General features: G+C 73.0%; 11 protein-coding genes. 6 read left to right on the top strand and 5 right to left on the bottom strand.

Annotated elements, in window-relative coordinates:
- Position 1: 1 nt before the first annotated feature.
- Genes ACH4D3_RS01465 through ACH4D3_RS01450 form a run of 4 tightly spaced genes read right to left on the bottom strand, consistent with a single transcriptional unit; the run spans position 2 to position 4173 of the window.
- Positions 2–571 (bottom strand): GNAT family N-acetyltransferase, encoded by a 570-nt coding sequence (locus ACH4D3_RS01465; protein WP_398315150.1) that lies wholly within the window; start codon positions 569–571, stop codon positions 2–4.
- Positions 564–1772: a type III PLP-dependent enzyme gene (locus ACH4D3_RS01460; RefSeq protein WP_398315148.1), complete on the bottom strand. Its 1209-nt coding sequence runs from the start codon at positions 1770–1772 to the stop codon at positions 564–566. The genes ACH4D3_RS01465 and ACH4D3_RS01460 overlap by 8 nt, the downstream gene beginning before the upstream one ends.
- The gene (locus ACH4D3_RS01455) at positions 1769–3097 is read right to left on the bottom strand and encodes a DUF6271 family protein (protein ID WP_398315146.1); all 1329 of its coding nucleotides are present in this window, start codon (positions 3095–3097) and stop codon (positions 1769–1771) included. The genes ACH4D3_RS01460 and ACH4D3_RS01455 overlap by 4 nt, the downstream gene beginning before the upstream one ends.
- The gene (locus ACH4D3_RS01450) at positions 3079–4173 is read right to left on the bottom strand and encodes a phytanoyl-CoA dioxygenase family protein (protein WP_398316606.1); all 1095 of its coding nucleotides are present in this window, start codon (positions 4171–4173) and stop codon (positions 3079–3081) included. Before ACH4D3_RS01450 ends, ACH4D3_RS01455 begins: the two co-directional genes overlap by 19 nt.
- Before the next feature lie 412 nt (positions 4174–4585).
- On the opposite strand from ACH4D3_RS01450, the gene ACH4D3_RS01445 reads away from it, so the two are divergent.
- Positions 4586–6106, top strand: a complete 1521-nt coding sequence (locus tag ACH4D3_RS01445; protein ID WP_398315144.1) for a glycoside hydrolase family 3 protein — start codon at positions 4586–4588, stop codon at positions 6104–6106.
- 28 nt (positions 6107–6134) lie between these two features.
- On the opposite strand, the gene hemE is transcribed toward ACH4D3_RS01445, so the two are convergent.
- Positions 6135–7202: a uroporphyrinogen decarboxylase gene (hemE, locus tag ACH4D3_RS01440; protein WP_398315142.1), complete on the bottom strand. Its 1068-nt coding sequence runs from the start codon at positions 7200–7202 to the stop codon at positions 6135–6137.
- Positions 7203–7353: 151 nt separating this feature from the next.
- On the opposite strand from hemE, the gene ACH4D3_RS01435 reads away from it, so the two are divergent.
- The 5 genes from ACH4D3_RS01435 (at position 7354) to ACH4D3_RS01415 (ending at position 14064) form a co-directional block, all read left to right on the top strand.
- A complete protein-coding gene (locus ACH4D3_RS01435) occupies positions 7354–8082 on the top strand; it encodes a DUF3000 domain-containing protein (RefSeq protein WP_398315140.1) in 729 nt (242 codons plus the stop codon).
- Between the two features lie 293 nt (positions 8083–8375).
- Positions 8376–9038, top strand: coding sequence for a response regulator transcription factor (locus tag ACH4D3_RS01430; protein ID WP_003972894.1), 663 nt, complete (start codon positions 8376–8378; stop codon positions 9036–9038).
- Positions 9039–9241: 203 nt separating this feature from the next.
- On the top strand, positions 9242–10528 hold the full coding sequence (locus ACH4D3_RS01425; protein ID WP_398315137.1) for an HRDC domain-containing protein: 1287 nt from the start codon (positions 9242–9244) through the stop codon (positions 10526–10528).
- A 192-nt stretch (positions 10529–10720) separates the two neighbouring features.
- Positions 10721–11938, top strand: a complete 1218-nt coding sequence (locus ACH4D3_RS01420) for an acetyl-CoA C-acyltransferase (RefSeq protein WP_007445303.1) — start codon at positions 10721–10723, stop codon at positions 11936–11938.
- Positions 11935–14064 carry a 3-hydroxyacyl-CoA dehydrogenase NAD-binding domain-containing protein gene (locus tag ACH4D3_RS01415; RefSeq protein WP_398315135.1) on the top strand — a complete coding sequence of 710 codons (2130 nt, stop codon included), beginning with the start codon at positions 11935–11937 and terminating at the stop codon, positions 14062–14064. The genes ACH4D3_RS01420 and ACH4D3_RS01415 overlap by 4 nt, the downstream gene beginning before the upstream one ends.
- The last annotated feature ends 146 nt before the right edge of the window (positions 14065–14210 follow it).

Here is a 14210-nt window from a genome sequence, read left to right as displayed (position 1 = left end):
ATCAGCTCACTTCGCGCAGGGTGGGGTCGGGCGGGGAGAGGGACGGGCGGACCCGGGTCCGCCGGGCGGCCGCCACCGGCTTGGACATGTAGACGGCGTCGCCGCCGTACTCACCGGCCGGCACCACGCCCGGCTCGGCCACGAAGCCGCGGGCCGACCAGAACCGCTCGGTGCCGCCCACGGCGACCAGGGAGATCCGCTCGTCCCCGCGGGCCCGGGCGGTGGCGGTGAGGTGGTGCAGCAGGTACCGCCCGAGCCCCCTGCGGCGCAGTCCGGGGGCGACGACGATGTCGTGGAGGTGGAGGTTCCCGGGTCCGGGGGCGCCCCGGGCCGCCTCCGTCCGCGTCAGGTCCGGGTAGCGGTGCGGCGGATAGGGCAGCGCGAGCACGTAGCCCGCCGTACGGGCGCCGACGTCCACCACGAAGCAGGTCTCCGGCGACGCCGCCGCCCTGGACTGGAGCGCGGCCCGGCCCTCCGACAGGCCGAGGCCGGTGTAGGCGTCCCGCTCCAGCGTCACGACCGCGTCCCAGTCCCCTTCGGCGAGGGGGCGTACGCGCACGGTCTCAGTCATCGGCGCCGGTCCCCTCCGGGCGGCCCGCGAAGGCGTACGGGAGCGGGGCGAAGCCGTTGAAGCCCCGGGTCGTGTAGCTGGTCGCGTAGGCGCCGCAGGACAGCACCCAGACCGGGTCGCCCGAGGCCAGCGCCTCGGGCACCGGGACCAGCCCCTCCTCGTGGGAGTAGGCGTCGTCGCTGTCGCAGGTGGGTCCGGCGACCACGGCCGGGACGTAGGGGCCGTCGGGGTGGCCCGGGAAGACCAGCCGGTACTGCAGGGCGTCCATCTCGTACAGGCCGTTGAACTTGCCGCAGCTGAGGTAGAGCCAGTGCTGCCGCTCGCCGTCGGCCGCCCGGCGTTCGGTGAGCCGGGCGACGTGGGCGCGGATGGCGCCGTGGTCGGCGACGAGGTGCCGCCCGGGTTCGACGACGAAGTCCAGGGGGCCGCCGTGGATCCGGCGCAGCTCCTCCATGCCCTCCCGGATCACCGCGAAGATCTTGTCCAGCGGTGGGTCCAGGCGGGCGCCGTGCCGGTCGCGGTAGCCGAGCGCGGGCAGGCCGCCGCCGAGGTTGACGTGGTCGACGCGGATGCCGCGCCGGCCCAGTGCGCGCAGCACGTCGCCGAGGTCGTCGACGGCGCCGTGCCAGGCCTCGCTCGTCATCTGCTGGGAACCGACGTGCACGGACAGACCGGCCGGTACCAGCCCGGCGTCCCGGGCCGCCGCCAGCACCCGGACGGCGTCGCCGGGCGGGCAGCCGAACTTGTTGCTCAGCCCCCACAGCGCGCCCGCCCCGCCGGTCGCCACCCGGCAGAACACGCGGGCGCCGGGGGCGTGGGCGGCGAGGGCGGCGACGTCCTGGAGGCTGTCGGTGGCGAAGGTGCGCACGCCGAGCCGGTGGGCCTCGGCGATGTTCCGGTCGGACTTGACGGTGTTGCCGTAGTGCACGCGCCCGGCCGGCACCCCGGCCCGCAGCGCCTGCTCGACCTCGCCGGGGCTCGCCGCGTCGGCGCCGGCGCCCCGGCCGGCCAGGGCGGCGAGGACCTCGTCGACCGGGCAGGCCTTCATCGCGAACCGCACGTGCACGCCCGGCAGTTCCTCCCGCAGTGTGTCCAGGCGCCGCTCGATGCCGGCCAGGTCGTAGACGAGCCGGTCCTCGGTGGCGGCGGCGAGCGCGGCGGCCAGGGGTTCGCCGAGGTCCGCGGCCGTCAGGGCGCTCACCGCGGCTGCCCCTCGGACAGGCGGACCGGGGTGGTCCTCGCCGCGGCCACCATGGACTCCCACGCCTCGGTCAGCAGCGCGAAGTCGGCCATGTCGCCGCGCGCCTCGTCCAGGAGGCGGGCGCGGCGGCCGGCCAGCAGGTCGGCGAAGTCGGCGTATCTGCCGCCGAGTCGGCGGTAGGCGGTGTCGAGGGCGTCGAGCCTGCGGACGTTCTCCGCGGTGTCCAGGCCGGTGCTCTCGCGGGCCAGGGCGGCGACGGTGCCGGGGCGGACCCGGCCGTGCTCGTCCAGCAGGGCGTCGCCCGCCTCGGCCATGCGGTCGTAGACGTGGTGGAAGTAGAGCATCGACAGCAGGAACTTGACGAAACGGGTCTGGTAGGCGAGGAAGCCGGACCCCGTCCGGCGTTCGCCGGTGTAGTAGTTGACGATGTTCCGGTTGTGCAGCACGCCCGGCAGCCGGGCGTCGTGCACGAGGTGGATGAGGAAGTAGTCGCTGCCGATGGTGTCCCGGGCGGGCGGCAGCGGCACGCGTTCGCTGACCGTCGGGCCGTGGAAGGCGATGTTGCACATGTCCACGCGCATCGGGTCGACCACCGTCAGCAGCGAGTGGTCCGCCGTGAAGGGTTCGGTGCCCGCGCCGGTGAAGGACTCCTCGACCAGGGCGCGTTTCTGCTCGGCGGACCAGCCCTCGGGCGCCCACAGGGAGACGACGTCGTGGTAGACAGCGGGGTCGGCGTCCCGTATCTGCGCGATGTCGACGGAGAGTTCGCCCACGAAGGAGCTGCCGACCATGGCGACCCGCCGCTCACGGAGGTCGTTGTCGAGGGCGACCGGCTCGGTGACGCCTGCCGCGGCGTCGGCGGCGCGTTCGCCCAGCGACAGCAGCTCGTGGTGGACGGGGAAGACGGTACGGCCGTCCACGCTCTGGTAGCGGCTGTCGGAGTCCCTGCGGTGGACGGACTCGCAGCCGAGCGCGGCCGCGATCAGGAAGGCGCGGTTGGTGCAGGCGCCGTAGGACAGCCCGTCGGGGAGCATCAGGTCGAGGAGCAGTTCGGGCTTGGCACTCTGGGAGCGTGCCGCCACCCGGGTCAGGAAGTCCCGCTGGGCGGCCTCGTCGAGGTGGTGCGCCGTGATCCGGGGGTGGGCTGGCAGGCGCCGTAACGCGGCGGCGTGCGCGGCGCGTTCCTCGGGCGGGCAGGAGTCGAGGACGAGCAGGTGGACATCGATGTCGAAGTGGTCTGCCGCGTAGGCGGCTTCCTCGCCGAGGGCCGTGACGGTGTCCGGGCAGTGCCGGTTGGTGGGGAGGGTCAGGCAGATGCCGCGCATGCGCCGTCCCCGGTGGCCTCGTTCCGGTCGCTGCTGCGGTCGCCGCCTTCCGCGCCGTCGTCCGCGTGCCAGGACTTCAGGCCGAGCAGCCTGGCGCCGAGGTCGGTCAGTTCGGCGGGGCCGTAGCGTTCCGACTCGTGCCGGTGGGCGTCGCCGAGGAGGGTGACGTTCCAGTCGGGGGTGGCGAGGGTGCGCCAGGAGTCGATCCGGGAGTCGCGCAGGGTGCGGTGGTTCTCCAGCGCGGGCATCATCGACAGGTACTGCACGGCGCGCACGCCTTCGCCGGAGATGTTCGGGGCGACGCCGTGGGCCAGCAGGCCGTTCCAGATGAGCAGGTCGCCGGCCTCCAGGTCGGGCCGTACGACGGGCATGTCCTCGCGGTCGATCGCGGGCCTGATCGGGTCGCGGCCGTCGGGCTGGAGGGCCTTCCAGCGGTCGAAGCGGCGGAACAGCTCGGGGCAGCACTGGAAGCCGCCGTGGTCGGGCTTGGTGTCGTTGAGCGCGATGATGCCCTGGACCCGCTGGGGCAGGACGCCGAGCGTGGTGTCCACGTCCCAGTGCAGGTCGATGTCGAAGCCGCGGTCCGGCTTGTTGATCAGGGCGCGGTCGCGGTTGCCCGTGTTGGGCGGGTTGAGGTTGAGCCGGTCCAGGGTGACCCACAGCTCCTCGCAGTCCCACACGTCGACGAAGGCGTCGTAGACGCGCTGCGTCTGGCGGCTGTCCCAGATGAGCTGGTGGTGGTAGGCCTCGACGAAGCCGTAGATGTGCAGCTCCCGGTCCAGGTCGGAGCGGTACTCGCGGTCCTGGTACCAGGTGTCGGGGCGTTCGGGATCCAGGCCCTGGAACTCCCAGGCGAAGTCGAGCAGTCGGCGCGCGGAGTCGGCGGGTATCGCCTCCTTCACGACGACGTAGCCGTACGTCTGCCAGTGGGCGAAGTCCTCCTCGGACAGCACCCGCAGCGGACGTGTCTTGTCGAGGTCGCGCAGCTGGGTGCGGGCCAGGTAGGTGTCGGCGTCCGCGCTGAAGTAGGGCAGGTCCGACGGGGCTCGGTGGAGGTAGGAATCGGGCGTCGCCATGTGGTGCTCCAGATCCTCGCCGTCGCCCCGTGCGGGCAACGGCGGTGTGTGCGACGGTGGTCGGCCGTCGCACATGAGGTCGGTGGTGGCAGCGGGCCCGCTCGCGGCACGGGGCGGGAGCGGGGCGAGGTCCGGGGTGGTCGTCACGGAAGTCGTCGTACGGAAGTCGTCGCCGCGACGGCGGACTTCGCAGTCCGGCCGCGGCAGGCGCCCGACGCGGAAACTGACGTCACATCCGTCCCTCGCCGAACTTGCGCCTCACAATGGACTAGACCAAGGCGGGGTGTCAACACCCGTTCCGACCAGTCGAGTTGTTACTTCCGGGTTCGGCGCCGGCACCTTGACACGATTGGTTAACCTGAACGCGCACATCCTTGGTCTATACCAAGAATCCACCCGAAAGGCGCGGCCGATGTCCTCCAGCAAGCACAGCAGCGAATTGCGTCGGCTCGCGCTCTCCGTTCTGCAGCCGGGTTTCGTCGGCACCGAGGCCCCGGACTGGGTCCTGCGCGACATCGGCGACGGACTGGCCTCCGTCGTGCTCTTCTCCCGCAACATCGTCTCCACCGAGCAGGTCGCCCGGCTGACCGCGCAGCTGCGCGCCGAGAACCCCGACCTGATCGTCGCGATCGACGAGGAGGCGGGCGACGTCACCCGCATCGAGTCCGCCACCGGGTCGTCCCGGCCGGGCAACTTCGCCCTCGGCACCGTCGACGACCCGGAGCTGACCGAGGCCGTCGCCGCCGACCTCGGCCGGCAGCTGCGCACCGCCGGGGTGAGCCTCGACTACGCGCCCAGCGCGGACGTCAACTCCAACCCGGACAACCCGATCATCGGCGTGCGCTCCTTCGGCTCGGACCCCGAGGTGGTCGCGCGCCACACCGGCGCGTGGATCCGCGGCCTCCAGTCGTCCGGCGTCGCCGCCTGCGCCAAGCACTTCCCCGGCCACGGGGACGTCGCCGTCGACTCCCACCACGACCTGCCCGCCTACCCGGCCGGCCGGGACGAGATCGCCGCCCAGGCGCTGCCCCCGTTCCGGGCGGCCGTCGCGGCCGGCGTGCGCGCGGTCATGAGCGGCCACCTGCTGGTGCCCGCCTACGACCCCGACCTGCCGGCCACGCTGAGCCGGCGGATCCTGCACGGCCTGCTCCGCGAGGAGCTGGGCTTCGACGGCCTGGTCGTCAGCGACGCCATCGAGATGGGCGCCGTCACCCGCCGCTACGGCATCGACGGCGCCACGGTCAAGGCCGTCGGCGCCGGGGTGGACGCCGTCTGCGTGGGCGGCGAGAGCGCCGAGGAGGCCACCGTCGCGCTCCTGGTCAAGGCGCTGACCGCCGCGGTGACGGGCGGGGAACTGGCCGAGGACCGGCTGGCCGAGGCGGCGGGCCGGGTACGGGAGTTCGCCCGCTGGTCGGCCGGACTGCGGGCGTCCGGCGCCGCCGGGGAAGTGGCCGGGGACGGCATAGGCCACGTCGCCGCCCGCCGGGCCGTGCGGCTCACCGGCGCCGCGCGGGCCGCCCTGCCGCTGACCGCCGCGCCGCACGTGGTCGAACTGGCCCCGGTGACCAACATGGCCATCGGCAAGGAGACCCCGTGGGGCGTGGCCGAACCGCTGCGCGAGCGCCTGCCGGGCACGACCTCCGTGCGGGTGCGCGGGCAGGAGCTGGAGCAGGGGACGGTGGCGCTGGAGAGCTGCGCCCTCGAACCGGCCGTCGGGCGCCCGCTGGTGATCGTCGCCCGCGACGCGGCCCGGCACCCGTGGATGAGCCGCGCCGTGACCGGCCTGACCGCAGCCCGCCCGGACGCGATCGTGGTGGAGATGGGCCTGCCGGGCGACGGCTCCGCCGCCGCGGCCCAGATCTTCACCCACGGCGCGAGCGCGGCCTCGGGTGTCGCCGCGGCGGAGGCCCTGACGGGGGCGTCGGCGCTCTGAGCCGGAACCCCGCCTCGGGCGAGTGCCCTCAGCGGGCGGTCTGCGTGTGGACGTACTCCACGAGGCGGGTCAGCGCGTCCGGGTCGGTGGCCGGCAGGACGCCGTGGCCGAGGTTGAAGACGTGGCCCTCCAGGCCCGCCGCCGCGTCCAGGATCTCTCGGGTCTTGGTCTCGACCGCCTCCCGCCCGGCGAAGAGGACGGCCGGGTCCAGGTTGCCCTGGAGCGCCTTGCCCGGGCCGACGCGGCGGGCCGCCTCGTCCAGCGGGACGCGCCAGTCGACGCCGACGACGTCCGCACCGGCCTCGCCGAGCAGGCCCAGCAGCTCGCCGGTGCCGACGCCGAAGTGGATGCGCGGCACGCCGTACCCGGAGACGGCCTCGAAGACCTTGCGGGAGGCGGGCAGCACCGAACGGCGGTAGTCCGCGGGGGAGAGCGCGCCGACCCAGGAGTCGAAGAGCTGGACGGCGCTCGCGCCCGCCTCGATCTGCACCTTCAGGAAGGCGGCCGTGATGCCGGCCAGCCGGTCCAGGAGGTCGGCCCACAGCTGCGGGTCGCCGTACATGAGGGCCTTGGTGTGCTCGTGGTTGCGGGACGGGCCGCCCTCCACGAGGTAGCTGGCGAGGGTGAACGGCGCGCCCGCGAAGCCGATCAGCGGGGTGGCGCCCAGCTCGCGGGTGAGCAGGCCGAAGGCCTCCGTGACGTAGGTGACGTCCTCGGGGGTGAGGTCGCGCAGCCGTGCCAGGTCCGCGCGGGTGCGGATCGGGTCGGCGATGACCGGGCCGACACCTGGCTTGATCTCGAGGTCGATCCCGATGGCCTTGAGCGGGACCACGATGTCGCTGAAGAAGATCGCCGCGTCCACGCCGTGCCGGCGCACCGGCTGGAGGGTGATCTCGGCGACCAGTTCCGGCCGCATGCAGGACTCCAGCATCGGGATGCCCTCGCGCGCCTTCAGGTACTCCGGCAGTGAGCGCCCGGCCTGCCGCATGAACCACACCGGGGTGTGCGGCACCGGCTCACGCCTGCACGCCTTGAGGAACGCGGAGTCGTACGTGGCGGTCGGCGGCTGGCCCGCGGGGCTCTGGTTGGCACTCACACCGGCAAGTCTCGCATGCCCCCGGAACGGCTCCGGACCACGGGTGGGGCGGCTCCTGCGCGCCCCCGCGGGGCCGCGTGATCCGGACATCGCGTCCGCACGCGGGTGTCCCTCCCTGCGCCGGGCCGCCGTTCCGCTTAATGTTCCCCGCATGGCTGCGGCTCAGGGACGACTGTCGGACGGCGCTGGCGGAATGGACGAGGCGAAGGGGACCGAGGAAGAGGCCCGGCACAAGGGGAGTCACAAGGGGAGTCAGAACGCAAGCAACGGAAGCGGCGGGGGCAACGGGAGTACGGCGCCGCCGGCCTTCGCGGCCGCCGTGGAGGCGCTGCGGGCCGCGCGGCTGCGGCCGCAGATCGAGGTGGAGGCGACCCGCGCCCCGCAGCGGCTCGCCCCGCACGCCTACGCGCTCGAGGCCGCGGTCGTGGACGGCGACGAGGACCTGGCGGACGGGCGGCTGGTGCTGCTGCACGACCCGGCCGGGCACGACGCCTGGCACGGGACCTTCCGGCTGGTGACGCTGGTGCGGGCGGAGCTGGAACCGGAGATGGCGGCGGATCCGCTGCTGCCGGACGTGTGCTGGTCCTGGCTGACCGGCGCGCTCCAGGCGCGCGGGCTGACGTACGGGGAGCCCAGCGGCACGGTCACGCGTGCGAGTTCCCACTATTTCGGAGGGCTCTCGGCGCGCCCGTCCGCCTCGCAGATCGAGATCCGGGCGTCCTGGACGCCGCGCGAGGGTCTGGGCGGTGTCCCGGACACCGCGGCGCACCTCTCCTCGTGGTGCGATCTGCTGGCCCAGGTCGCGGGTCTGCCGCCGGCGGCACCGGGCGACGCCTCGGTCGTGACGCTGCCGCAGCGGCGCGGCCCGCAGTCGCGCTGACCCGTCACCAGTCGTCGTTCATCGTTCCGGACGGGGGGTCCGCACGTCCGGAGAAGGTTCCGTCACTTTGTCGACACGGCCACTTTCGGCCCCGTATCGACAAAGTGCGAAACCGTTCGATCTTCGAATGATCGACAGCGTGTCCGAATTGCTCGGATTGTTACTCACCAGATCGTGATCATTCTCTAAAGGCGGACGCGTTCGGTGCCGAAGACGACTGTGACCTTGAAAGCACGGTTCGTCCCGGCTTCACCCCCATGAGCCGGCTCCGTCCCCGCACCCCAGGAGGCCTGGTGTCCGTTCTCCTCGAGCAGCCTGCAAGCCTGGTCGCCTACCGCCCGAACAAGCCGACCGCCATGGTGGTCGTGGCCGACCCGCGCGTCCGTTCCACCGTCACCCGCCACCTGTGGGCGCTCGGTGTGCGCGACGTCATCGAGGCCTCGTCCGTCGCGGAGGCTCGTCCCCGCATCGGCAACCCCCGCGACATCTGCGTCGCGGACGTCCACCTCCCCGACGGCTCCGGCCTGACCCTGCTGTCGGAGACCCGCGCCGCGGGCTGGCCCAACGGGCTCGCCCTGTCCGCCGCCGACGACATCGGCGCCGTGCGCAACGCCCTCGCCGGCGGCGTCAAGGGCTACGTCGTCACCGGCACCCGGACCAACGTCGGGCTCCCCACCCGGCCGGGCGCCGCCCCCATCGGCGCCGCCGCCGCCCGTCTGCACCGCCGCCCCCCGGGCGCCCCGAGCCACCCGGGCGGCTACCGCGAGCTCTCCGGCCGCGAGGTCGAGGTGCTGCGGCTGGTCGCGGAGGGCCAGTCGAACAAGGCGATCGGCGTCTCGATGGGCCTGTCCGCCCTGACCGTCAAGAGCCACCTGGCCCGCATCGCCCGCAAGCTCGGCACGGGCGACCGCGCCGGGATGGTCGCGGTGGCCCTGCGCACGGGCATCATCCACTGACCGCTCCGATCTCCGATCTCCGACTCCCGGTCCCCACTCCCCCTCTCGCTCCCCAATTCCCCTCTCGCTCCCCACTTCCCGCTCCCCCGACAACGCGCCGTGAAGCCGGTCTTTCACTGACCTGACTGGTTTACGACCCCCCGCAGCCCGCCGACGGAACGTTCCGTCGGCGGGCTGCGTCGATCCACCGATACCCTTGACAGGTGACCGACGCCCACGAAACCGCAGCAGACCGTCCACTGCGAACCACCGGAGGCGCCCCTCCGGACGACGCCGGATCTTCTGCGAGTCAGGCGCCGATCCCCTTGCTGGAACCACGCGAGGGCATTCCACCGGTGATCGCCGACGCGGCGGCCCTCGCCGAGGTGACCGCCGCCTTCGCCGCCGGGAGCGGCCCCGTCGCCGTCGACGCCGAGCGCGCCTCCGGCTACCGCTACGGCCAGCGCGCGTACCTGGTGCAGCTGCGCCGTGCGGGCGCGGGGTCCGCGCTGATCGATCCGGTGGCCTGCCCCGACCTCTCGGGCCTCGGCGCGGCGATCGCCGACGCGGAGTGGGTGCTGCACGCGGCCACCCAGGACCTGCCGTGCCTGCGGGAAATAGGGATGGTGCCCACCCGCATCTTCGACACCGAGCTGGCCGGGCGGCTCGCCGGCTTCCCGCGCGTCGGCCTCGGCGCGATGGTGGAGAACGTCCTGGGCTTCGTCCTGGAGAAGGGCCACTCCGCCGTCGACTGGTCGACGCGCCCGCTGCCCGAGCCCTGGCTGCGCTACGCCGCGCTCGACGTCGAGCTGCTGGTCGACCTGCGGGACGCCCTGGAGAGGGAGCTGGACCGCCAGGGCAAGCTGGAGTGGGCCCGGCAGGAGTTCGACGCGATCGCCTCGGCCCCGCCGCCCGAGCCGCGCAAGGACCCGTGGCGCCGTACGTCCGGCATGCACAAGGTGCGCCGGCGCCGCCAGCTCGCCGTGGTGCGGGAGCTGTGGCAGGCCCGGGACCGGATCGCGCAGCGCCGGGACGTCTCCCCCGGCAAGGTGCTCGGGGACGCGGCGATCGTCGAGGCCGCCCTCGCGCTGCCGCCCAACGCGCACGCGCTGGCCGCGCTGAACGGGTTCGGCAGGGTGAACCGCCGCCAGCTGGAGCAGTGGCAGCTGTCGGTCGACCGGGCCAGGGCGCTGTCCGAGTCGCAGTTGCCGCAGCCCGGCCAGCCGGTGACCGGTCCCCCGCCGCCGCGGGCCTGGGCCGACAAGGACCCGGCCGCCGCGGCCCGGCTGACCGCGGCCCGCGCGGCGGTGACCGCGCTGGCCGAGCGGCTGGGCATGCCCCAGGAGAACCTGATCACGCCCGACACGGTGCGCCGGGTCTGCTGGGAGCCGCCCGCGACCGTCGACGCCGGGTCCGTGGGCGCGGCGCTGGCCGGACACGGGGCCCGGCCCTGGCAGGTGGAGCAGGTGACACCGGTGCTGGTGGCGGCGCTGAGCCAGGAGGCGGCGTAGCAGGAGCGTCGGATTCCGGCCAAGGTCGTGGTGCGGTGCGTCCTCCGGTGGTGTGACGGGCGGGTGTGACCTTCGCCGCTCCCGCCGGGGGGACTGGGCAGCTACGTTACTCATAAGTAGCATGGGGCTGAGCGCGCGCTCAGTGCATGCGTGCCGCAGCAGTGCCATCCCGCACCCTGGAGGAGAGCCATCGTGCCTCGTACCGTCAGGGACGTCGTCTTCGTCGACGGCGTCCGCACCCCGTTCGGCAAGGCGGGCCCGAAGGGCGTCTACCACGAGACCCGCGCCGACGACCTGGTCGTGAAGGCGATCCGGGAGCTGCTGCGCCGCAACCCCGGTCTCGACCCCAAGAAGATCGACGAGGTCGCCGTCGCCGCGACCACGCAGATCGGCGACCAGGGCCTGACCATCGGCCGCACCGCCGGCATCCTGGCGGGCCTGCCCACCTCGGTCCCGGGCTACTCCATCGACCGCATGTGCGCGGGCGCCCTGACCGCCGTCACCTCGGTGGCCGGCTCGGTCGCCTTCGGGGCGTACGACGTCGCGATCGCGGGCGGTGTCGAGCACATGGGCCGCCACCCGATGGGCGAGGGCGTCGACCCGAACCCGCGGTTCGTCAGCGAGAAGCTGGTCGACGAGTCCGCCCTGTTCATGGGCATGACCGCGGAGAACCTGCACGACCGCTACCCGTCGATCACCAAGCAGCGCGCCGACGAGTACGCGGTGCGTTCGCAGGAGAAGGCCGCCAAGGCGTACGCCAACGGCCAGATCCAGGCCGACCTGGTGCCGGTCTCGGTGCGCCGCACCAACGAAGAGGCGGGCGAGACGGGCTGGGGCCTGGTCACCGCCGACGAGCCGATGCGTCCGGGCACCACCCTGGAGAACCTGGCGGGCCTGAAGACGCCGTTCCGCGTGCACGGCCGGGTCACCGCGGGCAACGCGGCCGGTCTGAACGACGGCGCGACCGCCTCCCTCATCGCTAGCGAGGACTTCGCCCGCGAGAACAACCTCCCCGTCAAGATGCGCCTGGTCGCGTACTCCTTCGCGGGCGTCGAGCCGGAGGTCATGGGCTACGGCCCGATCCCGGCCACCGAGAAGGCCCTGGCCCAGGCCGGGCTGTCCATCGACGACATCGGCCTGTTCGAGATCAACGAGGCCTTCGCCGTCCAGGTCCTCGCGTTCCTGGAGCACTACGGCATCGCCGACGACGACGCGCGCGTCAACCAGTACGGCGGCGCCATCGCCTTCGGCCACCCGCTGGCCTCCTCCGGCGTCCGGCTGATGACGCAGCTGGCCCGGCAGTTCGAGGAGCAGCCGCACGTCCGCTACGGCCTGACCACCATGTGCGTCGGCTTCGGCATGGGCGCGACGGTCATCTGGGAGAACCCGCACTTCGAGGGGGACAAGTGAGCACCACCGCAGAGCTGCTGAAGGGTGCGGCCGAGCTGTTCCCCGGCGAGGTCGTCACCAGCGCCCACGTGCGCCACTTCGACCTCCCCCTGGGCGCTGGGCGCTTCGCCCTCATCACCCTGGACAACGGCCACGACCACACCAAGCCGACCACGCTCGGTCCGCAGTCGCTGGCGAACATCGACGCCGCGCTCGACCAGGTCGAGAAGGAGGCCGCGGACGGCGACATCGTCGGCGTCGGCGTCACCGGCAAGCCGTTCATCTTCGCGGTGGGCGCCGACCTCAAGGGCGTCGAGCTGCTCAAGCGGCACGAGGACGCGCTGGCCATCGGCAAGGGCGGCCACGACGTCCTCAAGCGCCTGGCGAACCTCGCGGTGCCGTCCTTCGCGTACTACAACGGCGCGGCCATGGGCGGCGGCGTGGAGATCGGCCTGCACTGCACCTACCGCACGGTGTCGGCGGCCCTCCCGGCCTTCTCCCTGCCCGAGGTCTTCCTCGGCCTGGTCCCCGGCTGGGGCGGCTGCACGCTGCTGCCGAACCTGATCGGCGCCGACAAGGCCGTCTCGGTGATCATCGAGAACAGCCTCAACCAGAACAAGCAGCTCAAGGGCAAGCAGGTCCACGAACTCGGCATCGCGGACGCGATCTTCGAGGGCGCGGACTTCCTGGAGCAGTCGCTGCTGTGGACGGCGTCCGTCCTCAAGGGCGAGATCACCGTCGAGCGTCCGCTGATCGACCGCGGCGAGGCCTGGGACCAGGCGGTCGCCAAGGGCCGCTTCATCGCCGACGGCAAGGTGCACGGCGCCGCCCCGGCCGCCTACCGCGCCCTGGACATCATCGCCGCCGCCAAGAACGGCGACCTCCAGCAGGGCTACGACGCCGAGGACCGGGCCCTCGCCGACCTCATCATGGGCGGCGAACTGCGCTCCGGCATCTACGCCTTCAACCTGGTCCAGAAGCGCGGCAAGCGCCCCGCCGGCGCCCCGGACAAGGCGCTGGCCCGCCCGGTCACCAAGGTGGGCGTGGTCGGCGCCGGTCTGATGGCCTCCCAGCTCGCGCTGCTCTTCCTGCGCCGCCTGGAGGTCCCGGTCGTCCTGACCGACATCGACCAGGAGCGCGTCGACAAGGGTGTGGGCTACGTCCACGCCGAGATCGACAAGCTCCTCGGCAAGGGCCGTGTCAACCAGGACAAGGCGAACCGCCTCAAGGCCCTGGTGACCGGCGTCCTGGACAAGGCCGAGGGCTTCGCGGACGCGGACTTCATCATTGAGGCCGTCTTCGAGGAGATGGGCGTCAAGCAGAAGGTCTTCGCCGAGGTCGAGGCCGTGGCCCCCGCGCACGCGATCCTGGCCACGAACACCTCCTCGCTCTCCGTCTCGGAGATGGCGTCGAAGCTGAAGCACCCCGAGCGGGTCGTCGGCTTCCACTTCTTCAACCCGGTCGCGATCCTCCCCCTGCTGGAGATCGTGCGCGGCGAGCAGACCGACGAGGCCTCGCTGGCCACGGCGTTCGGCGTCGCCAAGAAGCTGAAGAAGACCGCGGTCCTGGTCAAGGACGCCCCGGCGTTCGTGGTCAACCGCATCCTGACCCGCTTCATGGGCGAGATCCAGAACGTCATCGACGAGGGCACGCCGGTCGCGGTGGCGGAGAAGGCGGTGGAGCCGCTCGGCCTGCCGATGTCCCCGCTGGTCCTCCTGGAGCTGGTCGGCCCGGCCATCGGCCTGCACGTCTCGGAGACCCTCAACCGGGCCTTCCCGGAGCGCTTCACGGTCTCCCCGAACCTCAAGGCGGTCGTCGAGGCGGGCAAGCGCGGCTTCTACGTCTACGACAGCGGCAAGCCGGAGCTGGACCCGGAGGTCGCCGCGCTCCTCAAGCAGGGCGACTCCGTCCTGGCCGAGGAGCAGGTCCGCGACCGCGTCCTGGACGCGGTGGCCCAGGAGATCGGCCTGATGCTCGACGAGGGCGTCGTCGCCGAGGCCCAGGACATCGACCTCTGCCTGATCACCGGCGCCGGCTGGCCCTTCCACCTGGGCGGCATCACGCCCTACCTGGACCGCGAGGGGGTCTCTGAGCGGGTGACCGGGAAGCGGTTCCTGGAGGCGGGGGTGGCGTCGGTTCCGGCATAGCCCCGGACCGCGGGACGAAGTCACCTGCGAAGGGCCCGGTCGGCGCGAACGCGCCGACCGGGCCCTTCGCACGAGCGGCGCGGGGCGGGGGGGCCCCGGCCCCCCCCCCCCCGCGGGGGGGGCACCCCCGCCCCCACCCCCCCACT

Source organism: Streptomyces sp. NPDC018026 (genome assembly GCF_044327745.1).
In the GTDB taxonomy this organism is placed as follows: Bacteria; Actinomycetota; Actinomycetes; order Streptomycetales; family Streptomycetaceae; genus Streptomyces; species Streptomyces rubrogriseus.
Note: the sequence above shows the minus strand (reverse complement) of the source record. Positions and strands in the feature narration are given on the sequence as shown.

Coding starts and splice junctions, on each gene's coding strand:
- ACH4D3_RS01450 (WP_398316606.1), bottom strand. CDS start 4,173: ATGGCGACGCCCGATTCCTACCTCCACCGAGCCCCGTCGGACCTGCCC.
- ACH4D3_RS01455 (WP_398315146.1), bottom strand. CDS start 3,097: ATGCGCGGCATCTGCCTGACCCTCCCCACCAACCGGCACTGCCCGGAC.
- ACH4D3_RS01435 (WP_398315140.1), top strand. CDS start 7,354: ATGGCTGCGGCTCAGGGACGACTGTCGGACGGCGCTGGCGGAATGGAC.
- ACH4D3_RS01445 (WP_398315144.1), top strand. CDS start 4,586: ATGTCCTCCAGCAAGCACAGCAGCGAATTGCGTCGGCTCGCGCTCTCC.
- ACH4D3_RS01465 (WP_398315150.1), bottom strand. CDS start 571: ATGACTGAGACCGTGCGCGTACGCCCCCTCGCCGAAGGGGACTGGGAC.